This is a genomic window from Chitinimonas arctica (assembly GCF_007431345.1).
GTDB lineage: Bacteria > Pseudomonadota > Gammaproteobacteria > Burkholderiales > Chitinimonadaceae > Chitinimonas > Chitinimonas arctica.
Genome location: NZ_CP041730.1, coordinates 1,942,329 through 1,963,795, shown reverse-complemented (window position 1 = coordinate 1,963,795; position 21,467 = coordinate 1,942,329). Strand labels below are relative to the sequence as shown.

The following is a 21,467-nucleotide window of genomic DNA, read 5'->3' as shown; positions in this document are numbered from 1 at the left end:
ATAAAAAAGGCACCGAAGTGCCTTTTTCTAACTGTGAATCAAGCCTTGCGTTGCATGACCGCGGCAAAGAAGCCATCGCAGCCATGGGTCTGCGGTTGCAATTGCAGGTAATCGCCGGTATCCAGTTCAACGCGTTGCTCGGCCAGGATGGTAGCGGCAGGCACCAGGGAGAAGCCCGGGTTGGCGGCCAGAAAGGCTTCGACTATCCCCTGGTTCTCGCGCGGCAGAATACTGCAAGTGGCATAGACCAGTCGCCCGCCAACCTTGACCAGCCGAGCCGCCGACGCAAGGATGGCCGCTTGCTTCTGATTCAACTCGTCCACGCCGGCGGCGCTTTGACGGAACTTCAGGTCGGGATTGCGGCGCAGCGTTCCCATGCCGGAGCAGGGAGCGTCCACCAGCACCCGGTCCAGCTTGCCGGCCAGGCGCTTGATCCGGCTGTCGTTTTCGCTGTTGATCAGTTGGGGCTGTACATTGGACAAACCGGAACGGGCCAGCCGTGGTTTGAGATTGGCCAGGCGCTTTTCCGAAACATCGAAGGCGTACAGTCGCCCGGTGGAGGCCATCAGCATGCCCAGCAGCAAGGTCTTGCCACCCGCGCCGGCGCAGAAGTCGGCGACCATTTCGCCGCGCTTGGGACCAACCAGCAGGCCCAGCAGCTGGCTGCCTTCGTCCTGCACTTCGATTGCCCCTTCGGTAAACAGGGTATGGCGGTTGATGGCGGGTTTGCCGACCACGCGCAAGCCAAACGGCGAGTAGGGCGTCGGCGAGGACTCATAGCCCAGCGCCTGCAATTCCGCCTGTACAGACTCCCGCTTCATCTTCTGGGTGTTGACGCGCAGATCCAGCGGCGCCGCTTGTGCCAAGGCCCGGCCCAGGGCCAGCAGGTTTTCCTCGGCCATGCCGCTGGCCAGCAGTTCCTGGGCAACCCATTCCGGCAATTCGGCCCGCTCGGCCAAAGTCAGCGTATCCAGCTTGAAGGCTTTGACGCCGGCCAGGAAGACCCGCTCATCCTCGCGCGAAACGATGGGTTCGAACTCGCGCAGATTGCGGCCGCTGCGGGCCAGGAAGGCCAACAGCAGACGGCGCGGTGAGGCATCGGCTTCGCAGATGCGATCCAGCACGAATTTTTGGCGCATCACACCGAAAACGGATTCGGCGATAAAGGCGCGATTCTGGCTACCCAGTTTGGGATTCTCGCGAAAGAAGCGCGACAGGACCGCATCGGCGGGGGCGCCGAAAGAAAGGGCTGCGCGCAAGGCATCCAACGCGGCGTGAAAGGCTTCCTGGGAGAGTGGGGGCATAGCTATTCCTGTTGAAATTCGATGGTCTTGGCGATCAATTGCAATTCGCCCTTGTCGTCGTGACGGATAATTTTTACCGGCAGGTTGCCGAATTCGACGGCCAGCCAGATCTCGGTGCCTTCCTCGGCATCGGGCGTGCGCCAGACACGGACCGGCGTGCTCTTACCCATCAGCTTCAGCGTGCCGCCGTCGCTCATGGCGAAACGGTCCTGCCGTAATTTGCGGCCCGTCATGATCTGCATCGTGGCGGTGTTCTTGGTGCCCAACCAAGACAGCTGGAAGGGCAGGGTGTTGAGTTCCTGGGCGCCGGCTTCCAATTTGGCGCTTTGTGGCGATTCCGGGTTGCCGTAACTGACCTGTTTGCTGGTCCAGTCGAAACGCGCCTGCTGGCGCGGAGTACTGCCGCCGCGAAATTCGGCATACTCGGCCGGCTTGATGCCGGCTTCACCGACCGTGCCGCTGCTGACGTAGCGGATGCGGGGGCCGAAAATGGGCGCGATCTCCGTCTCCAGTTGGTAGTGATCCTTCTCCAGGCTCCAGCGCTGGGTCGCTTCGCCAACCGGCAGTCCGGACAGCCGCGCCTCGTAACTGATCTGGGCACGTGCGGGCAGGCCGGCCGCGACGCTCAACAGTGCGGTACAGCTCAGTAGGGTGGCGGCGAGTGGGCGGGCAATTTTCATGGTGACGGTTTCCGGCTTGAATAATAGCCCGCAGCCTAAGGGCTGCCGACTGACCTTGGGCTGAACCGGGCCGGGTATACCCGAATAAGGCAGCCGGGGAGAGCGGAGCGACTAACGGTCGCGGCTGCTTCGCTCCGGCTTGGCCAACAATACTTGACCGTTTATCTCCACTTGGGTGGCCACCAGGTCGGTGATCGAGCCGTCATCATCGAAGCGTATGCGGATGGGCAAGTTATTCCATTCCGGCGCCAGGTAAAATTCGAAGCGACGTTTTTCATGCGCGCCTGCTACCAGCAAGGCCGTCACTTTCCTGCCCGACAGGGTCATGTCCACTTCACCCTTGACGTCGAAAACCATCTTGTAACTCTTGCGGCCGCTCAGGATCTGCAGGTTGAAACTGGGAACCCGATCGCCCAGCAGCGCGAATTGATAGGCGGCGGAAAACACGTCCTGGGCGCCGTCTTCCAGCGGCACGGTCTTCCGTTCGCCTGGTTCGCCCACCTGGACGGTCTTGGCTGGCCAATCGAAATCAACCTGGTATTTCGGTTGTGGAATACGGTCGCGATGTTCGATAAAGCTGTGCGGTTTGAGGCCGTCCGGGCTGATTTCACCTTCGCTCCTGAAGTCGCGGGCCTTGCCGGCAAAGCTGGCATGCGTGGTGATCTCGTAGCGATTGCCCACGATGCGCCAGCGGTGGTCGGCCGAGATCAGGCCCTTGACCATATAAGTGATATTGACCGAGCGCGGGAAGCCGCTCCCTGGCTGTGCGGGCGCGGCATCGACGGGTTTGGCCGCGGCAGGCGCCAAGGCCGGTACGGGTACCGGTGCGGTCGTTTCAGCTTGTGCCACGACCGGGGTGGGCAAAGATGGATCGGCGACTGGTGCCGGCAGCAACTCCTCGCGATCGGGACGGCGCACCGGTACCGGTGCTGGCGTCGGCTTGATGCTCTTGCGCAGGGTAGGCGCCGGCTTGCCGGCTGGCGCAGCAATCGGGGCGCGGGGGCCGGCCAGCGATACCTGGAAATTACCGGCTGGTGTGACACCGGCCAATAGGGCAAGGCTGGCGGGCTCGGCTGCCAGTGACTGGCCCTGCAGCTTGCGCTGGGTGGCTTTGACAACCGGCGTGGCGTCCATTTCCTCGTTTTGCAACCAAAGCACCAGCACTTCGCCGCCGGCCGTGACGCCATGTAACAGCAAGGAGATCAGCAGCGCGATGATAAAAAGTGGCGAGAACCAGGCCCGCACGGCGTTATTCGGCAACAAAGACACGCAGATCCTGAATCCGCAGGCGATCTTCCACAAAAGCCCGCACAGCCTCGGGATAGAGGCGATGCTCTTCTCGCAGTACCCGGGCGGACAAGCTGTCCTCGGTGTCCTCGTTCAATATCGGTACCGCCGCCTGCATCACGATGGGGCCATGGTCCAGCTCGGCCGTGACGAAGTGCACGGTGCAGCCTGCCAGTTTGCAGCCCGCTTCGATGGCGCGGCGGTGGGTATGCAGGCCGGTAAAGGCAGGTAACAAGGAGGGATGGATATTCAACATCCGGCCGGCATAGTGGCGGGTGAAATCCGCCGTAAGAATGCGCATAAAACCGGCCAGTACCACCAAATGGGGCGAAAACTGGTCAATGACCGCCGCCAGCGCGGTATCGAACGCTTCGCGGCTGTCATAGGCCTTGTGATCGACCGTACGGGTGGCGATACCCCGTTCCGACGCCCAGGCAAGGCCCGGCGCATCGGCGCGGTTGGCGATCACGGCGGCGATATGGGCGCCGGGTATGGCGGCATCGACGATGGCTTGCATATTCGAGCCACGGCCGGAAATGAGGATAACGATATTTTTCATGGGCTTGGGCGACAAACGGGGCGCGGTCGGTAATAGACCGCGCCGCGCCCGCGCCGTTCAGATTTTCAACCGACCTGCGTTTGGTGCTCGTCACCGTTGCGCGTACGCACGGCGCCGATACGGTAGACGGTCTCGCCTTCGTCGCTCAGCAGCTTGACGGCGGCATCTGCGTTCTCGGCCGATACAATCACCACCATGCCGATACCGCAGTTGAAGGTGCGATACATTTCCTGCGTATCGACGTTTCCCTGCGCCTGCAGCCACTGGAACAGCTTGGGAAGTGCCCAGGCCTTGGCATCGATCTGTGCGACGACATTGTCGGGCAAGACCCGCGGGACATTCTCGGTGATGCCGCCGCCGGTAATATGCGCCATGCCCTTGACCGGCAAGGCGGCCATCAGCTTGAGCAGCGGCTTGACGTAGATGCGGGTGGGGGCCATCACCACGTCGGCCAGCGAACGGCCGTTATCGAAGCCGGCGTTGTAGTCGGCTTCGGTGAGGTGCAGGATCTTGCGGATCAGCGAATAGCCATTGGAATGGGCACCGTTCGAGGCCAGGCCCAGGACCACGTCGCCGGCGCCGATATCGGCGCCAGTGATGATGTTGGCCTTCTCGACCACGCCCACGGCGAAGCCGGCCAGGTCGTATTCACCCAAGGGGTACATGCCTGGCATTTCGGCCGTTTCGCCGCCGATCAAGGCGCAACCTGCCTGTTCACACCCGGCGGCGATGCCTTTGATCACTTCGGTGGCGCTGGTGACATCCAGCTTGCCGCAGGCGAAGTAATCGAGGAAAAACAGCGGCTCGGCGCCTTGCACCAGGATGTCGTTGACACTCATGGCAACCAGGTCGATACCGACGGTATCATGGCGATTCAATTCAAATGCCAGCTTGAGCTTGGTGCCGACGCCGTCGGTGCCGGACACCAGGACCGGCTCCTTGAATTTCTTGCTGATCTCTACCAGGCCACCGAAGCCGCCAATGCCGGACAGCACCTCGGGGCGCATGGTGCGTTTGGCAAAAGGTTTGATATTCTCGACCAATTGGTCGCCTGCATCGATATCGACACCGGCATCGCGGTAGGAGAGGCTTTGGGGCTGTTGACTCATGGGGGCTGTCTCGCGAACGAAAACCGGCGCGGTTGCGCCGACGGTACGGTTACAATGCGGCGCTCAAGGTCAATTAGCTAGATAGCTCAATTCATAAGCACCGGAATTGGTGCGCATTTTACCCGAAATGAGACGCTCTCGCCCGCCCAAACCCATCTGGATCCGTTACTGGCCTCTTGTCGCCGGTATGGCGGGCCTTGCCTTGCTCTATCTGCTCACGCCGGTACTGGCGCCTTTCGTGACCGCGGCAGTGCTGGCCTACATCCTGGAGCCCCTGGTTGACCGGCTGGTGCGCTGGGGTTGGCCTCGCGCGCTGGCGGTCAGCGTGACGCTGGCAGGCACGGCGGTCGTGCTGGTGGCGCTGGTGCTGGTGATCGTGCCCTTGTTCCTGCAGCAGTTGCAGGGCCTCTACGCCTACCTGCCCGAACTATTGGCGTGGCTGCGCGATAAGGCCGCGCCCTGGGTTGCGGAACGACTTGGCGCCGACCTCCGTTTTGATATCGACCATCTGAAAACCTGGTTGCAGTCCCATGGCAACGAAATCGGCCAAGCCCTGCGCGCCTTGCTGCCTTCCCTTACCTCCGGCGGCATGGCGGTACTGGCCATGTTCGCCAACCTCGTGCTGTTGCCGGTCGTCCTGTTCTATTTCCTGCGCGATTGGCATGGCTTGCTGGCACAGATCGACGATCTTATCCCACGCCGCTGGCACCGCGCGGTGGGCGAGCTGGCCGGCGAGGCGGACGCGGTGCTGGGTCAATTCCTGCGCGGCCAGATGGCCGTGATCCTGATCATGGCGCTGTTCTACAGCGTGGGTTTGTGGCTGACCGGCCTGAAGTCGGCCTTGCCGATCGGCGTGGTCGCCGGCTTGCTGGTATTCGTACCCTATCTGGGGGTGATCGTCGGTGTACTGCTGGCCACCTTGACCGCCGGGCTACAGTTCCACGATCTGGCCGGTGTGGTGCCGGTATGGGTGGTATTCCTGCTGGGGCAGATGCTGGAAGGTTTTTACGTCACGCCCAGGCTGGTAGGTGAGCGGATCGGTCTGCATCCGGTCGCGGTCATTTTCGCCCTGATGGCATTCGGGCAACTGTTCGGCTTTGTCGGCGTTTTGCTGGCGCTGCCGCTGGCCGCCGTCCTGCTGGTCGGTTTGCGTCGTGTGCGGGGGCATTACATCGCCAGCGTGATGTACCGAAAATGAAGCAACTGGCGCTCGATCTGCAACTGCCCGAGCCATTCGGGTTCGACGACTTCCTGATCGGTCCGAACCTGGAAGCCTATATGGCGGTCCGATCCCTGGCGGATGGGACCGCCGGCGAAGGATGCATTTACCTGTGGGGGGCGGGCGGCACCGGCAAGAGCCATCTCTTGCGTGCCACCGCACAGCGCGCCATGGTGGCCGGCCTATACGCCTACTACTGGGATGCGGCGAATACGCCATTGGACGAATCGGCGCATGGCTATGAGCTGTTGGCCGTCGACCATGTGGATGGCCTGGACGAAGTCGGCCAGATCGCCCTGTTCGGATTGATCAATGCCCAGCGCGAAGCGGGCCGGGTGATTTTGACCGCCGGCAGCCTGCCGCCGGCGCAATTGCCGCTGCGCGAGGATCTCACCACCCGATTGGGCTGGGGCCTGGTCTTCGAAATCGGCGAACCGGCGGACGAGGACAAGTCCGCGCTACTGCGCCACCGTGCCCGGGCGCGGGGGTGCGAAGTGGACGAAGCTGTCTGCCGTTGGCTGGTCACGCGCCAGAGCCGCGACCTGGGTGCGCTGACCCGCTTGCTCGATAGGCTGGACCGCGCCGCCCTGGCCGCCGGCCGGCCATTGACGCTGCCCTTCGTCAAGGAAGCGTTACGGGACGGCGGCTCGCTGCGCTGATCGATACCTGCCGTTCGGTGGCGCGCTCGCCCGGTGGTGAATTACGCCAGTTCGCCCTGGAAATATACCCGTTCGAAATCCTGGCCCCGTTCCAGCATCTGCTCCAGGCGAACCTTCTTGATCTGGCCGTCCATATAGACTTCGATGATCCGGCCCGCCTTGAACCAGGTGGGCGGCAGCAGCAGGCTGGGCAAGGCTTGCAATGCGGGCATGCCGGGCAGGAGCAGCGCCTGGGTGAAGCGATTGGAGAAGGTATTCAAGCCGGTGGCGCGTACCGCCACCGCCTGCGGCATGCCCGGTAGCGCACGCATGCCCATGGAAATCTCGCCGCTGCCACCTTCCAGTAGCCAACGCACCGTGCCGACCATAAAGCCTTGGCCGGGCCGGGGGCGTACGGCCACCAGTTGGCCGTGGATAATGCGGCCACCTGCCTCGGCGCGCTCCAGGCGGAAGCCCAAGGCGCTTTCATTGTGGATGCGCCAATTCTCCAGTTCGGGGGCGGCTTCCACCTCCTTGCTGGCGGCATTGCTACTGCTTAAGTGCTGGGCCTGGCCGCCAAAGAGCTGGAAGTCGGCGATGGAGCGGCCGCGGATCTCGGAGGGGCCCGTCGGTTGGGTCAACGATTGGCCGCCGATGGCAAAATGGGTGCTGACCAATCCCAGGCCGACCTGGGCCAGCGGCGCGTCGTCCCGGACCGGGCGGCGCGGCATGCCGCGTTCGATCGGCAGGTCGCACCATTCCTGGTAAAGCCCGATCAGATTGTTCTCCACCGTCACGGCCGCATATTCCTCGCCCAGCCCCAATTGCGAGGGCGATTCGCCGGCCCGCAGGTACTTGATGCGTTTCTTGATGCTCTTGCCGATGGGTTCGATATCGAGAAAGCGCCAGCTTGCCCCGCTGGGGATGGGATTATGGCGTTTCAGTTCGCCCGGCATTTCGAGATTGATGGCCAGTACGCCGTTGTCGGTGTCCTCCGGGCGGATATCGCTGACATTGGCCTGGTTGGACCAACGGTCCAGCAGCCGGTCGGTCCAGGCGATCTGCCGCACCGGCATGGCGCTGGGGTTGGCTGCCGCCAGCAGCAGGGCTTGCAGGAAAGCGGCGTGGCAGGACGAGAGCTCCGTCTGCCGATTCAGGCTGTCCTTGACGATCTTGCCGGCGATATCGGCTTCCAGCGAGATCTGATACAAGGCGAACAGATCGGCCCAGCGGCTAGCCGGTACCACGCGATAGGCCATATGGTGTTCGCGTATGGCCAGGGCGGCGTAGCGAAGCGCGCGCTGGCCGGCCAGGGCCTTGTGATCGGCGATCATTACATCGGCATTGATGGCGGCCTGCCAGCAATGCCGGTAGCCCATGCTCATGGCCAGCCACAGCTGCACATTGGCTACCCACACCGTATCCTCGGTCATGGCCAGCGGGAATGGTTTACCGAAATAGCGCTTGGCGTTTTCCTCCTGCAGCATGCCTACCGGCTCGCGCAACAGCTCCAGCATCTTCAAGCGTTCGATCGGCAAGACCGCGCTGACATTGAGGCGGGTAAGCGCGTCGAGGATATCGCCGTGCGCCTGGCGCACATTGATCATTGGTACCAGTTTGAGCCAGTCCTTGAAACCGCGCGCATCGGCGAATTCCATCGGAAGCGTGGGATCGAACGGAGGGAGTTCAAGTGCGTGCATGCTGGTCTACTCCTAGCCTTGCGACTCAAGCATCAGGAGCTTGGATGCCAGCGCAGCTTTCAGGCGGGTCAGGTCGGCCGGTCTTGGGCTGACGTCACGCGCCGGTGTGGCCCAGATCGGCGCCGGAAAATGCGGGTCATCGCGCCAGCGCGGAATGACATGCCAGTGCAGGTGCGGTACCACATTGCCCAGGCTGGCGAGATTGATCTTGTCCGGGCCGAGTTCGCTCAGCAGGACTTCCTCGATGGCCCATACCGCATTCATCAGCGCGGCGCGTTCCACGCCGGGCAATTCGGTCATTTCGGCAATATGGCGGTTGAGGATCACCCGGCAGAAACCGGGATAGCCCGGTTCGTCCACCATAACCACGCGATAGAGGGCCGACTGCCAAAGCAATTCACCGCCGTGACTGGTACAAAGTGGACAGGGTTGCGTAGTCATGATGCGGGATATGCCAAGGTTATTACATTGGCATTGTGCGACCGGAAAGGGGGGAACTCAAGTGCGGTGCATGGCCTCGGGTCAGAAAACGTGCGTCGGGCGGCGCGGATGAGCATGTAAACCTTGCTGGTAGGGCCTGGTGGCAGGTACCGCGGCCGTGGCGAGCATGGCTCGGTCAGCACGCAATAGGTAAAACTAACATTAGATATATAGCGGCAAAAGCTATGGCGCGACCATTTCTCGCTGGCCAATTCGCTTTTCCAGCCTGGCAACGTCGTCGCGCAGATGATCCACGGCGCGGTTGAAATGCTCGACCGCAGGGCGCGTGGCCAGCAATTGCGCTTCTTCCCGTAGATATTCCGCTGCGGTTTCGGCGAGATTGCGGGCGATCAGCCGCGGGTCGCCAACCAGGTCGCGGCCCAGGCTTGCCAGCCGGTGGGCGCTTATATCGCCCAATACGCGGGCCATATCGGCTTCGATATCCCAATCCAGTGCTTGCAGCACACGCCCTACGGCGGCAGCCAGCTGGGTATCGCCGCTGATGCGCAATTCACGCTCGGCGGCCGGGTCGTGCAAGGCTAGGCGCGGCAGCAGCCAGGGATTGATATCGATGGTGGCATCGGGCCCTGCCCTGCCCGGTAGCATAAGGCCATCCTGACCCACCTGGAAATCAAAGCGGAACGGCGGTACGCCCAGGCGCACCGTCGAACCGGCGTGAACGGCCAATTCAGCGCGCAGATCCGCGCGCTGATTCAGCAGGTGATTGAGGACAGCCTCATGCAGCATGGCAATGCTCGTCAGACAGGTTGCTCGTCGCCATAGCGCTCATTGCCGTCGCGCCAGCGATCGACAAAGCGCAGCTTGCTCTTTACCGGATCGACATCCACCTCGATGATGCGGCGGGCGTACGGGCGCAGCACGTCGGCGATACTGTTCAGCGAGCCGATCAGGTAGAGATCGACATTCTCATACTCGACCAGGTTCTGCACCGGCTCATGGAAATCGCCGTCGCCGGCGAACAGCGCCAACTTGGTCCACTTGCGCTTATGGAAGGATCGGGTCATATGGTAGACCAGTCCGACATCCACAGCCTTCTGGGTGGTGATCTCGTAGTTGACGTGGGACTGCTCCGGATGCACCACCGGACCGCCGCCGAGATGGTTTGGCCAGTACAGCTGCTTCTTCTGCAGCCAGTAGTTTTTCACGCGCAGGCCCGGCCCCTTCGGGTAGGGGAAGGACAAGGCGTTATGCAGTTTCGAAGACATGGCCTGATTGTCGTCGGCGTTGAAGAAATAGCCTTCGTCGACGCTATCGCCCAGTTCTTCCTCGATCAGCTTGCGCAGCTCGAGATAGTTGATCTTTTCGCGGCCAAAAGCCTTGTAGGCATATGCACCGTCGATGAACAATCCAATGCTCATTTTTTGAACTTCCTGATAAACAATTATTTAATAATATTTATGTCGGCCAAGCTTCCACCTCCGGCCGTTTACTGCGACGGGACGTGCCCGTTTCCCACCATCGTACCGAACTTTAGTCCGATATGACGGCCCAAAGTACCGATATCCCGGTGCCCAGCATATCGAGCACCTCGACACCCGTGTCCAGCGTGCCAGCGCCGGCATCGCCGATGACGACACCGCGCTCGCTTCCCGGATTGATGCGCCTGCTCGATTTATCCACGACAACCACCTCCACAGGCCGCGCTGCCTCCTGGCGGAATTTTGCCAGTGCCTGTTCCACCGCCGCACTGTCGAGCACCGCCAAGGGCGCACGACAATATGTGCAGGCTGCGTCATGGCGGATATCGACGGGTCCGCCGCAACTACCGCACTTCACCTGGGCGACGGTATGTGCCAACTGCTGGCGTTCCTGGGCGGAAAGATCGCGTACGAACTGTTTTTCGCGCAGGAAGTGCCAGAAGCTGATCAAACGGCCATGGCCATTCAGGCAGCGATAATAGACAAAGCGGGTGCCGCGCACCGTATCTTGCGCCAGCCGCAATGTCTCATTGCAACGCACGCAAGACAATTTTTCCGCCAGTGCTTCGGCTCCGGTGCGGTGAGAGTGGATCTGTTCGAACAAGTTCACCACGGCGCCCGGCGCCAGCTGGGTACTTTCATGCTGGTCGAACCAGAGCAGCTGGCAACTGTAGCAGAGATCCAATTCCAGCTCGCCACCTTGCTTGCGCGCATGGTTTTCGGCTTTCATTTCTGCTTTGCAGTTGGGGCATGCGAGTGCCATTACAGTTTGAATCCCTTGTGTAGCGCCACCACGCCGGCGGTCAGATTGAAATAATCCACCTTGAAACCGACATCGCGCATCAGCTGCGCGAGTTCCTCCTGGCCTGGATGCATGCGTATCGATTCGGCCAGGTATTGGTAGCTGGCGGCATCGCCGGCGACCAGTTCGCCCATCTTGGGCAGCAACTTGAAGGAGTACAAATCGTACAACGGTGCCAGGGGCTTGGCCACCTTGGAAAATTCCAGTACCAGCAACCGTCCGCCCGGCTTCAGTACGCGCTGCATCTCGGCCAGCGCGACATCCTTATGCGTCATATTGCGCAGGCCGAAGGCCACGGTGACACAATCGAAGTAGTTGCTGGGGAAAGGCAATTTTTCACCGTCGCACTGTACCGCGGGGTTGAGGTAGCCCTTATCCAGCAGGCGGTCGCGGCCGACCGTCAACATGGAGCTATTGATATCGGTCAGCCAGACCTGGCCGCTCTTGCCGACGCGCTTGAGAAAGGCCAGCGACAGATCGCCGGTACCGCCGGCGATATCCAGCACCCGATGGCCTTCACGCACGCCGCTCTGCGCGATGGTGAAGGTTTTCCATAGCCGGTGCAGCCCCGCCGACATCAAGTCGTTCATCACATCGTATTTCTGCGCGACCGAATGGAAGACTTCGGCGACCTTCTGGGCTTTCTGCGATTCGGCGACGGTCTTGTAGCCGAAATGGGTGGTGTTTTCACTCATGGATAGTCTCGTGACAAACCGGCGCCCGCCAGTCTCTGCAAATAATCGTTCCAGTTGGCTTCCTGGTCGCGTCCCAGTTCGTACAGCGTATCCCAGCCGTACAGGCCGCTATCGTGGCCGTCGTCGAATACCAGCTTGACCGCATAATGGCCGACCGGCTCCACCGCGACGATGGCAACGGTCCGTTTGCCCGCGATCGTCCGCATCGGACCGCCATGGCCGCGTACCTCGGCCGAGGGGCTGAACACGCGCAGATATTCGCAGGGCAGCGAAAAATGCGCGCCGTTGTCGAACGTCAGTTCCAGCACTCGGCTGGCGGCGTGCAGGGTCAATTCGGTGGGGGTGGGGCTGTTCGGGTGCAGACCGGCCATTACGGTGTCAATTCGATGAAGGGTTGCACTATAAGACCTCAATGATACCGCGTGCGCAAAATGATAGGGAGGTTTGCCAGCCGTTGCATGGGCAGGGAAGCAGGGGGCCGGCTGCACCCGCCGTCGGGGAAATCCGCTCCGGCTGCGGCGGTGGTCGCATCCGGCGCTGTCGACTTGTAATATTTCAGTCATGCTAATTACTTAAGCTCGCAACAAATTCCTAGTGAAAGCGCCCATGCCCGCCAATATCCTGCTCGTCGAAGATGAACCCGCCATCCAAGAACTGATTGCGTTCAACCTGCAGCAAGCGGGCCACCATGTCGTGCGGGCCGACTCGGCCGAGGCCGGCATGATGGTGGTGAAGAATGCGCTGCCCGATTTGATCCTGCTCGATTGGATGTTGCCTGGCATGTCCGGCATCGAGTTCGCCAAGCGGATCCGCGCCGATGAACGCACCCGCCAGGTACCGGTCATCATGCTGACCGCGCGTTCGGAAGAGAGCGACAAGATCAGCGGGCTGGAGAACGGCGCGGACGATTTCATCACCAAGCCGTTCAGCCCGCGCGAGTTGCAGGCGCGGATCAAGGCGGTATTGCGCCGCCGCGCACCGCAAATGACCGACGACCTGGTCCAGGTAAAAGGCCTTTCGCTCGATCCCGCCACCCACCGGGTTGCCGGTAATGGCGCACCCATCGATCTGGGGCCGACCGAATTCCGGCTTTTGCATTTCTTCATGACCCACCCCGAACGGGTGCATTCGCGCGCCCAATTGCTGGACCACGTCTGGGGCGACCATGTGTTTGTCGAAGAGCGCACCGTGGATGTCCATATCCGCCGCTTGCGTTCGGCACTGGAGGCGACAGCCCACGATGCCTTGATCCAGACGGTGCGCGGCACCGGCTACCGGCTTTCGGCCCAGTAGCGTGCGGAGCGGTCGGGCAGGAAAAAATACATGAAGACGGATTCCTTGGTGTTTTGGTGGAGATCGCTTGCGTTGCTGCTCGCCATGGGCCTGCTCGCCTTGGTCTTGCAGCCCTTCTTTGGCGGAACGATCGCGCTGGCGACGATGCTGGTGGGAGTGCTGGGTCTGTTGGCCTACCACCTGCGCAATCTGCACCGCTTGGGTCGCTGGTTGAACGATCCGGGGCCGGAAACGGTGCCCGAGAGCTACGGTGCCTGGGAAGCCGCCTACGGCCAGCTCTACCGGCTGGTGCGTAGCCAGGGCAAGAGCCAGCGCATGCTGTCTGCCGCGCTGGATCGTTTCGTGGCGGCGGGCGAGGCCATGCCGGAGGGCGTGGTGGTACTCGACAGCCAGGATCGGATCGAGTGGTGCAATCCCAAGTCCATGCAGCATCTGGGACTGGATCGCAAGAAGGACCTGGGTCAGCACATCGCCTATCTGGTGCGGCTGCCCGCCTTTCAGCAGTACCTGACCGCGCAGGACTATAGCCAGCCCGCCATCCTGCGCAACCTGGCGGGGGGAGACTCGGTTCTCAGCGTCCAATTGGTACCTTTCGACAGTACCCGCAAATTGCTCCTTACCCGCGATATCACCCAACTGGAGCGGGTGCAGACGGTACACCGCGATTTCGTCGCCAATGTTTCGCACGAGCTGCGCACACCGCTTACCGTGGTGGGCGGCTTTCTGGAAACGCTGCTGGACTTGCCGGATATGGATCCGGCCAGCCGTGAGTCGCAGCTCAAGCTGATGTTCGAGCAGACCGGCCGTATGCAGCGGCTGGTGGAAGACCTGCTTGCCCTGTCGCGATTGGAGAATGGCATCGAAATACGCGAGGACCGGGTGGATGTGCGGAGCCTGGCGCAGGTCCTGGCAACGGAAGCGGGAGGTTTATCCAAAGGCCGCCACACGCTGCGCATCGAGTTGCAGGAAGGAGCGGGCGGGGTGCGCGGCAATTACGACGAATTGCATAGCGCCTTCGGTAATCTGGTCAGCAATGCCGTGCGCTATACCCCGGATGGCGGTGAAATCCGCTTGAAATGGCGGGTGGAGGACGGTTGCGGTGCCTTCTCGGTGGAAGATAGCGGCCTGGGCATCGAAGCGCAGCATATCCCCCGCCTGACCGAGCGCTTCTATCGGGTGGATCGCGGCCGTTCGCGCTCGACCGGCGGAACCGGGCTGGGTCTGGCTATCGTCAAGCATATTGCCCAGCGCCACCAGGCCCGGCTGGACATCAGCAGCGAACCCGGCAAGGGGAGCTGTTTCTGCATCCGCTTCCCCACCAATCGATTGCTGGAACCCGAGGAGCTGGTCACCAGCGGGCAGTAGGCGAATGCGCAGGCCCGGTCTATATGGCCGGGTGTTTAGCGACTTTTCAGCAAAGATGTCGTTGCCATCCCCGCGAAGGTCAGCAATAGGGAACCACCCAGGTGCAGGCTGATCGAAGCGCAGGCCATGGCAAGCCGGTCTTGCCTCAGTAGCTGGACCACCTCGCCGGAGAAACTGGAAAAGGTGGTCAGCCCGCCGAGAAAACCGGTGATGACCAACAGCCGCCACTCCGGAGGGAGTTCCTGGTGAGCACCGAAGTAGGCGAGGGCAATACCGACCAGGTAGGCGCCAATGAGATTGGCTGCCAGCGTGCCGGGCGGAATGGCCGGGAATATCAAGTTGAAGCCATTGGCCAGCAAGTAGCGGAGGACACTGCCCAGCGCCCCTCCTATCGCCACCGCTAAAAGTGATTTCACGCTACTCGCCCTCGTCCAAGCAAGACTTTGCCATCCCGCTGTGTGACGGATCGAGCAATGCCTGCCCGATCCGCCCCCCTTTCAATGCGCCGCCTCCCAGTTCGCCCCCACCCCGACTTCCGCCAACAAGGGCACCTGCAGTGCCGCCACGCCGGCCATCAGTTCGGGCAGCTTGACCTTGATCAGTTCCAGTTCGGCCTCCGGGACTTGCATGACCAGTTCATCGTGTACCTGCATGATCAGCCGCGACTGCAGGCCTTCCCGCTCGATCCAATCCTGCACGGCCACCATGGCAAGCTTGATCAGATCGGCGGCGGTGCCCTGCATGGGCGCATTGATGGCGGCGCGTTCGGCCCCCTGGCGCCGGCCCTGGTTGGAAGAACGGATTTCCGGCAGCCATAGTCGGCGGCCAAACCAGGTTTCCACGAAGCCGTGTTCGCGGGCCGTCTCGCGCGTGGTCTGCATATAGGCGGCCACGCCGGTATAGCGGGCGAAGTAGCGGTCGATATAGTTCTGCGCGGCGGAGCGCTCGATATCGAGCTGGGCGGCCAGTCCAAAGGTGCTCATGCCGTAGATCAGGCCGAAATTGATCGCCTTGGCGTAGCGGCGCTGTTCGCTGCTGACCGTCTCGGGCGTGGCCCCGAAAACCTCGGCGGCGGTGGCGCGGTGAATATCGATACCGGCGGCGAAGGCGGCCAGCATGCCGGGGTCGCTGCTCAAGTGCGCCATGATGCGCAATTCGATCTGCGAATAGTCGGCGCTGACGATCATCTGCCCCGGTGGGGCGATAAACGCCTCGCGGATGCGGCGGCCTTCGTGCGTGCGGACGGGGATGTTCTGCAGATTGGGGTCATTGGACGATAGGCGCCCCGTCACCGCGGTGGCCTGCGAATAGTTGGTATGTACCCGGCCGGTCGCCGGATTGATCATCAAGGGCAACTTGTCGGTATAGGTGGACTTGAGCTTGGCCAGGCTACGGTGTTGCAGCAGCTTGGCTGGCAGCGGATAGTCGCGCGCCAGTTCCTGCAGGACGTCCTCGTCGGTGGAGGGGGCGCCCTTGGGCGTTTTCTTGCGTACCGGCAACTGCAGCTTGTCGAACAGGATTTCGCCGATCTGCTTGGGCGAGCCCAGGTTGAAGGGTTGGCCTGCCAGCTCGTACGCCTCCTGCTCCAGGCGCAGCATGGTCTGGCCCAGTTCATGGCTTTGACCCTTGAGCAAGTTGCTGTCGAGCAGCACGCCTTGCCGCTCCATCTTGAACAGTACTTCCCGGCTGGGCAGTTCGATTTCGCGATAGACATAGTCGAGCCGCTTCTCCGCGCCGAGTTTCGGTGCGAAGGCGTGATGCAGGCGCAGCGTGATATCGGCGTCTTCGCCGGAGTAGCGTGTAGCGGTATCGATATCGACGGCGGCAAAACCGATCTGCTTGGCGCCCTTGCCACAGATTTCCTCGTAGGCGATGGCTTTCAGGCCAAGATGCTTGGCGGCCAGCTCATCCATGCCATGGCGCTCGGTGGAGTCGAGCACATAGGATTGCAACAGGGTGTCTTCCGCCACGCCTGCCAAAGCAATGCCGTAATTGGCCAGCACGTGTTGATCGTACTTGAGGTTCTGCCCCAGCTTCTTGCGACTGGCGTTCTCCAGCCAGGGCTTGAGCAAGGCCAGCACCGTGGCGAGGTCCAATTGGTCCGGGACGCCGGGATACTGGTGAGCCAGGGGCAGATAGGCGGCCTGGCCTTCTGCCACGGCAAAGCTGAGGCCGACAATCCGGGCAGTCAGCGGGTCCAGGCTGTCGGTCTCTGTGTCGAAAGCAACCAGTTCGGTTGCGTCCAGTTTGGCCAGCCAGGATTCCAACAGGGCCATATCGACGATGGTTGCGTAGTCGCGCGGCAGTTCCGCCAGTTCACCGGCCTCGGTCGGCGCAAACGGGCGCAGCGCCTGCTGGTTGCCCGAGGCGGCGATCTTGTCGCCCACTTCGGCATCGCCACGCAGCTCGCGCAGCCAGCTCTTGAAGCCGGCGGTTTCGAACAGCTCGGCCAGTTTGGCCTTGTCGGCATCGATCGGCGTGAGGGTTTCCAGTCCCCTGGGCAGCTCGGCGTGCAGATCGACGTCGCATTTGATGGTGACCAGCTCGCGGCCCAGCGGCAGCCAGGCCAGCGTGTCGCGCAGGTTCTGGCCGACCACGCCGCCGATCTTGTCGGCATTGGCCATTACGGCGTCCAGGCTATCGTATTCGGTCAGCCATTTCACCGCGGTCTTGGGGCCGCACTTGGGCACGCCGGGTACATTGTCCACCGTATCGCCCATCAGGGCGAGATAGTCGACAATACGCTCGGGCGGTACGCCGAACTTGGCCCGCACACCGTCCGGATCCAGCGTTTCGTTGCTCATGGTATTGACCAGCCGCACCATGCCGCTTACCAGTTGCGCCATGTCCTTATCGCCGGTGGACACCACGCTATGGATGCAAGCGGCTTCGGCGGCCTTGCAAAGTGTGCCGATCACGTCATCCGCTTCCACGCCGTCCACCATCAGGATAGGCAAACCCATCGCCTTGATGGCAGCATGGATGGGTTCGATCTGCACACGCAGGTCATCCGGCATGGAGGGACGGGTAGCTTTGTAGTCCGGGTAAAGGTCGTCTCGGAAGGTCTTGCCCTTGGCGTCGAAGACACAGCCGATATAATCGGCCGGCACTTCCTTCACCAGTCGTTTCAGCATGGAGATAATGCCGTACAGCGCGCCGGTGGGCGCGCCGGTTGGGCTGCGAAGGTCCGGCAGGGCGTGGAACGCTCTATACAGATACGAAGAACCGTCGATCAGCAGCAGCGTTTTTATAGTCTCGGCCATGTGCCATCCATCTTGGGGAGCGCGTGCTCCCTGTCAAAAATAAAGAGATAAACATGAGTGCCCACAGTAAATTGCCGAGCGACTCCGACCCCGCCACCATTGCGGCCACTCAGGCCTACCGTTCGCGGGAAGCGTGGCGAGTGTTCGAGATTATGTCCGAATTCGTCGAAGCGACCGAACGGCTGCAAGCGATTCAACCCGCCGTGTCGATTTTCGGTTCGGCCCGGACCTCGCGCGACCATCCCTATTATCAGCTAACCGAAGAAATCGGCCGCTTGCTTAGCGATGCCGGCTTCAGCGTGATCTCCGGCGGCGGACCCGGCATCATGGAAGCCGCCAACAAAGGCGCTTTCCACGGCAAATCGCCTTCGGTCGGCCTCAATATCCAACTGGAACACGAGCAGCACGGCAATCCCTACCAGGATGTCAGCCAGAGCTTTCGGCATTTCTTCGCCCGCAAGGTGATGTTCGTCAAGAACGCCACCGCCTATGTGGTGATGCCTGGCGGTTTCGGCACCCTGGACGAAGTAAGCGAGGCGCTGACCCTGATCCAGACCGGCAAAAGCCGCAAGATCCCGATTATCCTGGTCGGCAGCGCATTTTGGAGCGGGTTGCTGGACTGGTTCCGCGGCACGCTGTTGTCCGAGCGCATGATCAATCCCGACGATATGAATCTGATCCAGGTCATCGACGATCCGCGCGCGGTGGTGGATGCTATCTTTGCCTTCTATGAAACCCGCGGCTTCGGCCTGAGCCCTGCCGAACGGGAAATGCAGCTCAGCCTCTAATCGCTGTCGCCCAGCCGGTTGCCGGGCGTGGAGAATCACTATGCGTAAATGGATGTTCCTGATCAGCCTGGCCATTGCCCTGCCGGCCATGGCGGCAGACCCCAAGCCGGCCAATCCACCGCCGCCGCCCCCCTGCCGGCTGCCACCGCCGACGACCCCGGTATGGAACCGGAGGTCACCATCGTGCAAAAAGACGACGCAACGGTGACCGAGTACCGGGTCGGCGGGCGGCTGTATATGATCAAGGTCACGCCACGGGTGGGGCCGGAATATTATCTGAGCGATGATGACGGCACCGGCAAGATGGTGCGCCGCGACGGCCAGCCGGTGCTGCGCCCGCCCATGTGGGTGATCAAGCGCTTCTAGTCAGTGCCGGCGCGGAGCCGTCGTCGGCGTCCGCGCTCGCCAACCTTCAACCGGTGGCACGCCCTTACGGTGCGCCACGTCTCGTGTCTGGCTGTTAAATCCATGTCCGTTTTTACCACCGTTACACCGGCCGAGCTGGCCGTCTGGCTAAAAGGCTACTCGATTGGCGAGCTGGTCGAGCTCAAGGGTATCGCCGCCGGCATCACCAATACCAACTACGCGCTGACGACCACGCAGGGGAAATACGTACTGACCCTGTTCGAAACCTTGCAGGCACATGAGCTACCTTATTATGTCAACTTGATGGCGCATCTGGCCCATCATGGCATTGCCTGCGCCGCGCCGATCGCCAATCTGCGCGACGCCTATATCGACCGCCTGGCCGGCAAACCCACGGTGCTGGTGAGCTGGCTGCAGGGCGAGCCGGTGGAGTCGCCCAACCCGGCCCAATGCCGTGCCATGGGCGCGATGCTGGCCCGCTTGCATGGCGCCGGCGCCAGTTATGCCGGCCATATGGCCAATCCTCGCGGTCCGGCCTGGTGGAGCGCAACGGCCGCCGAGCTCTATGCTTTCATGCCCGAAGCGGATGGCCGGCAACTGCGGGCGGAAGTGGCACAGCAGGCCCGCCACCGCTTTACCCAGCTGCCCAGCGGGGTGGTGCATGCCGATCTATTCCGCGACAACGTCCTGATGCAAGGCGAACGCATAGGCGGCTTCATCGACTTCTACTACGCCTGCAACGATGTATTGATCTACGACCTGGCCGTTACCTTGAACGACTGGTGTGCCCGCGACGACGGCGAGATCGATGATGAACGCGCCGCTGCCTTGTGCGCCGGTTACCAATCGGTACGCGCATTGAATGCCGCCGAGCGGCAAGCCTGGTCGTTGATGCTGCGCGCCGCCGCGCTGCGGTTCTGGGTGTCGCGCCTGTGGGATTGGCACAAGCCGCAAGCGGGGGAGCTGACTTGGCGCAAGGACCCGGCTGTTTTCCAACGCATTTTGACGTGCCATCAAGCGCGCACCGAAGCGGCTGGCTGGTTGACGGGCTGAGGCGTGAATAAGCACGGCTTGGGGGAACCTTTAGACGGCATGTCCACTCAAGCAAGGCAATGCGGCTAAACCGACAGGCGGCCGCGTCCTTGGCTTCGGCTAACTTGTTCAGCGCTTCCTAGTGATCCGCTCCAAGGCGCACTACGATACAAGTGTCTGCCGGACCGAATCCACTACCACGTTTCCCATGTCTGACTATCTGCTGCTGCCCTTCGCTATTGGACTGCTGTTCCTGTTGTGGCAAAACCACCGGCAGTCGCGCGCACTGTTCGAGTACAGGCATCGGCTTGCCCTGCATCATGACGATCTTTCCCTGCCCCGTTCCGCCGGTGCGATCCGCGATGCCCCGCCTGGCCATGGCAGCGATTTGCTGACCGGCCTGGCGGATAAGGCGCATTGCCTGGCACGCGGGCACGAGGCGTTTGAATTGGCCAGGCGGCACAAACGGCCGCTGTCCGTGTTGAAGATCGGCCTCGACGATTCCCGGCTATTGCGGGAACAGCTGGGACACGAGGTAGGTGACGCGGTACTGCTGCGTCTTGCCCGCTTGCTGGACATCACGCTGCGGCTGGGCGATCTGCCGGCGCGGCTGGAGGAAGCCGAGTTCGCCGCCCTTTTGCTGGAAACGCCCCGCGCCCGTGCGCTCGAAGCGGCCGAACGCATTCGCGAAGCGGTTGAAAATGCGCCGCTAACCCTGGAAAATGGGGTCTTGGTCACGTTTACCGTCAGTATTGGCGCGGCCGAGCTACACGACAGCCATGTCGATTTTTCCAGTCTGCTGGGCGCTGCCGACAAGGCCTTGGGCCGTGCCTGGGTCAGTGGACGTAACCGTATCGAAGCCGACAACCCTTGACCATCACCGACTCGCAATTGGCCGAGTATCGCGACTACCTGCTTCGTTATGCGCTTTTTCGCCTACGCGATGAAGCCGTTGCCGAGGAAGCCGTGCAAGATACGCTGCTGGCCGCCCTGCAGGCCAAACAGGGCTTCGCCGCCCAATCCAGTGTCAAGACCTGGCTCACCGGCATACTCAAGCACAAGTTGATCGATGCGCAGCGCAAGCTGTGCCGCGACCCCTTTCAACTGGACGAGCGTCTGGGGGACGAGGGTGAATTGGCCGATTTCGACGGCCTTTTCGATAAGACCGGCCACTGGGGCAGCGACGGACCGCGCACCTGGACTCATCCGGATGCCGCCTTGGAGCAACGCGATTTCTGGCGGGTCTATGAGGAATGCGCCGCCCGCATGCCTAAGCGTACCGCGCTGGTTTTCGCCATGCGCGAATCCATGTCCTATGAAATCGACGAAATCTGTCAGAACCTCGATATCACCGCGACCAACTGCTCAGTCCTGCTATATCGCGCCCGCATGAGCTTGCGCGTATGCCTGGAAAAGAACTGGTTTGGCCGATAATGCTTCCACAGAGT

23 protein-coding genes are annotated in these 21,467 nt (G+C 61.8%); 9 read left to right on the top strand and 14 right to left on the bottom strand.

Features of this window, described 5'->3' with window-relative positions; all coding sequences use genetic code 11:
- Nucleotides 1-38 precede the first annotated feature (38 nt).
- The 5 genes from FNU76_RS08910 to purM all read right to left on the bottom strand — a co-directional run bounded on the left by FNU76_RS08910 (nucleotide 39) and on the right by purM (nucleotide 4,939).
- Nucleotides 39-1,304 carry an RsmB/NOP family class I SAM-dependent RNA methyltransferase gene (locus FNU76_RS08910; RefSeq protein ID WP_144277869.1) on the bottom strand — a complete coding sequence of 422 codons (1,266 nt, stop codon included), beginning with the start codon at nucleotides 1,302-1,304 and terminating at the stop codon, nucleotides 39-41.
- A gap of 2 nt (nucleotides 1,305-1,306) precedes the next feature.
- The gene (locus FNU76_RS08905; RefSeq protein ID WP_144277868.1) at nucleotides 1,307-1,984 is read right to left on the bottom strand and encodes a DUF3108 domain-containing protein; all 678 of its coding nucleotides are present in this window, start codon (nucleotides 1,982-1,984) and stop codon (nucleotides 1,307-1,309) included.
- A gap of 111 nt (nucleotides 1,985-2,095) precedes the next feature.
- Nucleotides 2,096-3,253 carry a DUF3108 domain-containing protein gene (locus FNU76_RS08900; protein WP_144277867.1) on the bottom strand — a complete coding sequence of 386 codons (1,158 nt, stop codon included), beginning with the start codon at nucleotides 3,251-3,253 and terminating at the stop codon, nucleotides 2,096-2,098.
- Nucleotides 3,234-3,830, bottom strand: coding sequence for a phosphoribosylglycinamide formyltransferase (gene purN, locus FNU76_RS08895; protein ID WP_144277866.1), 597 nt, complete (start codon nucleotides 3,828-3,830; stop codon nucleotides 3,234-3,236). Before purN ends, FNU76_RS08900 begins: the two co-directional genes overlap by 20 nt.
- A gap of 65 nt (nucleotides 3,831-3,895) precedes the next feature.
- On the bottom strand, nucleotides 3,896-4,939 hold the full coding sequence (purM, locus tag FNU76_RS08890; protein ID WP_144277865.1) for a phosphoribosylformylglycinamidine cyclo-ligase: 1,044 nt from the start codon (nucleotides 4,937-4,939) through the stop codon (nucleotides 3,896-3,898).
- Between the two features lie 127 nt (nucleotides 4,940-5,066).
- Here purM and FNU76_RS08885 point away from each other — a divergent pair, with 127 nt between their 5' ends.
- Complete coding sequence (locus FNU76_RS08885; protein ID WP_144277864.1) at nucleotides 5,067-6,137, top strand: AI-2E family transporter; 1,071 nt, start codon at nucleotides 5,067-5,069, stop codon at nucleotides 6,135-6,137.
- Nucleotides 6,134-6,817 (top strand): DnaA regulatory inactivator Hda, encoded by a 684-nt coding sequence (gene hda, locus FNU76_RS08880; RefSeq protein ID WP_144277863.1) that lies wholly within the window; start codon nucleotides 6,134-6,136, stop codon nucleotides 6,815-6,817. Before FNU76_RS08885 ends, hda begins: the two co-directional genes overlap by 4 nt.
- Before the next feature lie 41 nt (nucleotides 6,818-6,858).
- On the opposite strand, the gene FNU76_RS08875 is transcribed toward hda, so the two are convergent.
- The 7 genes from FNU76_RS08875 to FNU76_RS08845 form a co-directional block, all read right to left on the bottom strand.
- Nucleotides 6,859-8,496, bottom strand: a complete 1,638-nt coding sequence (locus FNU76_RS08875) for a cyclic-di-GMP receptor FimW-related protein (protein ID WP_144277862.1) — start codon at nucleotides 8,494-8,496, stop codon at nucleotides 6,859-6,861.
- A 12-nt stretch (nucleotides 8,497-8,508) separates the two neighbouring features.
- A complete protein-coding gene (locus tag FNU76_RS08870) occupies nucleotides 8,509-8,937 on the bottom strand; it encodes an HIT family protein (RefSeq protein ID WP_144277861.1) in 429 nt (142 codons plus the stop codon).
- A 222-nt stretch (nucleotides 8,938-9,159) separates the two neighbouring features.
- Complete coding sequence (locus FNU76_RS08865; RefSeq protein ID WP_144277860.1) at nucleotides 9,160-9,723, bottom strand: ubiquinone biosynthesis accessory factor UbiJ; 564 nt, start codon at nucleotides 9,721-9,723, stop codon at nucleotides 9,160-9,162.
- A gap of 11 nt (nucleotides 9,724-9,734) precedes the next feature.
- Nucleotides 9,735-10,355, bottom strand: coding sequence for an NYN domain-containing protein (locus FNU76_RS08860; protein WP_144277859.1), 621 nt, complete (start codon nucleotides 10,353-10,355; stop codon nucleotides 9,735-9,737).
- A 112-nt stretch (nucleotides 10,356-10,467) separates the two neighbouring features.
- On the bottom strand, nucleotides 10,468-11,145 hold the full coding sequence (locus FNU76_RS08855; RefSeq protein WP_179958404.1) for a hypothetical protein: 678 nt from the start codon (nucleotides 11,143-11,145) through the stop codon (nucleotides 10,468-10,470).
- Nucleotides 11,146-11,177: 32 nt separating this feature from the next.
- Entirely contained in the window at nucleotides 11,178-11,912 is a 735-nt protein-coding gene (gene ubiE / locus FNU76_RS08850; RefSeq protein ID WP_144277857.1) for a bifunctional demethylmenaquinone methyltransferase/2-methoxy-6-polyprenyl-1,4-benzoquinol methylase UbiE, read from the bottom strand.
- The gene (locus tag FNU76_RS08845; protein ID WP_144277856.1) at nucleotides 11,909-12,283 is read right to left on the bottom strand and encodes a gamma-butyrobetaine hydroxylase family protein; all 375 of its coding nucleotides are present in this window, start codon (nucleotides 12,281-12,283) and stop codon (nucleotides 11,909-11,911) included. Before FNU76_RS08845 ends, ubiE begins: the two co-directional genes overlap by 4 nt.
- Nucleotides 12,284-12,518: 235 nt before the next feature.
- Between FNU76_RS08845 and phoB the strand changes: the two genes are divergently transcribed.
- Together phoB and phoR are read left to right on the top strand one after the other, a co-directional pair.
- Complete coding sequence (phoB, locus tag FNU76_RS08840; protein WP_144277855.1) at nucleotides 12,519-13,205, top strand: phosphate regulon transcriptional regulator PhoB; 687 nt, start codon at nucleotides 12,519-12,521, stop codon at nucleotides 13,203-13,205.
- Nucleotides 13,206-13,235: 30 nt separating this feature from the next.
- Nucleotides 13,236-14,570, top strand: coding sequence for a phosphate regulon sensor histidine kinase PhoR (gene phoR / locus FNU76_RS08835; protein ID WP_144277854.1), 1,335 nt, complete (start codon nucleotides 13,236-13,238; stop codon nucleotides 14,568-14,570).
- Between the two features lie 35 nt (nucleotides 14,571-14,605).
- Here the strand turns inward: phoR and crcB are convergent, their stop codons facing one another.
- Complete coding sequence (crcB, locus tag FNU76_RS08830) at nucleotides 14,606-14,986, bottom strand: fluoride efflux transporter CrcB (protein WP_144277853.1); 381 nt, start codon at nucleotides 14,984-14,986, stop codon at nucleotides 14,606-14,608.
- A gap of 81 nt (nucleotides 14,987-15,067) precedes the next feature.
- Nucleotides 15,068-17,833 carry a DNA polymerase I gene (polA, locus tag FNU76_RS08825; protein WP_144277852.1) on the bottom strand — a complete coding sequence of 922 codons (2,766 nt, stop codon included), beginning with the start codon at nucleotides 17,831-17,833 and terminating at the stop codon, nucleotides 15,068-15,070.
- 53 nt (nucleotides 17,834-17,886) lie between these two features.
- Between polA and FNU76_RS08820 the strand changes: the two genes are divergently transcribed.
- The 5 genes from FNU76_RS08820 (at nucleotide 17,887) to FNU76_RS08800 (ending at nucleotide 21,453) form a co-directional block, all read left to right on the top strand.
- On the top strand, nucleotides 17,887-18,621 hold the full coding sequence (locus FNU76_RS08820) for an LOG family protein (RefSeq protein ID WP_144277851.1): 735 nt from the start codon (nucleotides 17,887-17,889) through the stop codon (nucleotides 18,619-18,621).
- Between the two features lie 48 nt (nucleotides 18,622-18,669).
- Nucleotides 18,670-18,987, top strand: coding sequence for a DUF2782 domain-containing protein (locus FNU76_RS08815; RefSeq protein ID WP_223879273.1), 318 nt, complete (start codon nucleotides 18,670-18,672; stop codon nucleotides 18,985-18,987).
- Between the two features lie 102 nt (nucleotides 18,988-19,089).
- Nucleotides 19,090-20,040 carry a homoserine kinase gene (locus tag FNU76_RS08810; protein WP_144277850.1) on the top strand — a complete coding sequence of 317 codons (951 nt, stop codon included), beginning with the start codon at nucleotides 19,090-19,092 and terminating at the stop codon, nucleotides 20,038-20,040.
- A 187-nt stretch (nucleotides 20,041-20,227) separates the two neighbouring features.
- On the top strand, nucleotides 20,228-20,893 hold the full coding sequence (locus tag FNU76_RS08805; RefSeq protein ID WP_144277849.1) for a diguanylate cyclase: 666 nt from the start codon (nucleotides 20,228-20,230) through the stop codon (nucleotides 20,891-20,893).
- The gene (locus tag FNU76_RS08800; protein WP_223879272.1) at nucleotides 20,890-21,453 is read left to right on the top strand and encodes a sigma-70 family RNA polymerase sigma factor; all 564 of its coding nucleotides are present in this window, start codon (nucleotides 20,890-20,892) and stop codon (nucleotides 21,451-21,453) included. Before FNU76_RS08805 ends, FNU76_RS08800 begins: the two co-directional genes overlap by 4 nt.
- Nucleotides 21,454-21,467: the final 14 nt, after the last annotated feature.

Bases quoted from the DNA above. Each gene is read 5' to 3' on its own strand.
- ubiE (WP_144277857.1), bottom strand. From the start codon at position 11,912: ATGAGTGAAAACACCACCCATTTCGGCTACAAGACCGTCGCCGAATCG.
- FNU76_RS08910 (WP_144277869.1), bottom strand. From the start codon at position 1,304: ATGCCCCCACTCTCCCAGGAAGCCTTTCACGCCGCGTTGGATGCCTTG.
- FNU76_RS08865 (WP_144277860.1), bottom strand. From the start codon at position 9,723: ATGCTGCATGAGGCTGTCCTCAATCACCTGCTGAATCAGCGCGCGGAT.
- FNU76_RS08845 (WP_144277856.1), bottom strand. From the start codon at position 12,283: ATGGCCGGTCTGCACCCGAACAGCCCCACCCCCACCGAATTGACCCTG.
- FNU76_RS08905 (WP_144277868.1), bottom strand. From the start codon at position 1,984: ATGAAAATTGCCCGCCCACTCGCCGCCACCCTACTGAGCTGTACCGCA.
- FNU76_RS08820 (WP_144277851.1), top strand. From the start codon at position 17,887: ATGAGTGCCCACAGTAAATTGCCGAGCGACTCCGACCCCGCCACCATT.
- phoB (WP_144277855.1), top strand. From the start codon at position 12,519: ATGCCCGCCAATATCCTGCTCGTCGAAGATGAACCCGCCATCCAAGAA.
- phoR (WP_144277854.1), top strand. From the start codon at position 13,236: ATGAAGACGGATTCCTTGGTGTTTTGGTGGAGATCGCTTGCGTTGCTG.
- FNU76_RS08810 (WP_144277850.1), top strand. From the start codon at position 19,090: ATGTCCGTTTTTACCACCGTTACACCGGCCGAGCTGGCCGTCTGGCTA.
- FNU76_RS08855 (WP_179958404.1), bottom strand. From the start codon at position 11,145: ATGAAAGCCGAAAACCATGCGCGCAAGCAAGGTGGCGAGCTGGAATTG.
- FNU76_RS08885 (WP_144277864.1), top strand. From the start codon at position 5,067: ATGAGACGCTCTCGCCCGCCCAAACCCATCTGGATCCGTTACTGGCCT.
- hda (WP_144277863.1), top strand. From the start codon at position 6,134: ATGAAGCAACTGGCGCTCGATCTGCAACTGCCCGAGCCATTCGGGTTC.
- FNU76_RS08870 (WP_144277861.1), bottom strand. From the start codon at position 8,937: ATGACTACGCAACCCTGTCCACTTTGTACCAGTCACGGCGGTGAATTG.
- FNU76_RS08805 (WP_144277849.1), top strand. From the start codon at position 20,228: ATGTCTGACTATCTGCTGCTGCCCTTCGCTATTGGACTGCTGTTCCTG.
- purM (WP_144277865.1), bottom strand. From the start codon at position 4,939: ATGAGTCAACAGCCCCAAAGCCTCTCCTACCGCGATGCCGGTGTCGAT.
- FNU76_RS08815 (WP_223879273.1), top strand. From the start codon at position 18,670: ATGGATGTTCCTGATCAGCCTGGCCATTGCCCTGCCGGCCATGGCGGC.
- FNU76_RS08860 (WP_144277859.1), bottom strand. From the start codon at position 10,355: ATGAGCATTGGATTGTTCATCGACGGTGCATATGCCTACAAGGCTTTT.
- polA (WP_144277852.1), bottom strand. From the start codon at position 17,833: ATGGCCGAGACTATAAAAACGCTGCTGCTGATCGACGGTTCTTCGTAT.
- FNU76_RS08875 (WP_144277862.1), bottom strand. From the start codon at position 8,496: ATGCACGCACTTGAACTCCCTCCGTTCGATCCCACGCTTCCGATGGAA.
- purN (WP_144277866.1), bottom strand. From the start codon at position 3,830: ATGAAAAATATCGTTATCCTCATTTCCGGCCGTGGCTCGAATATGCAA.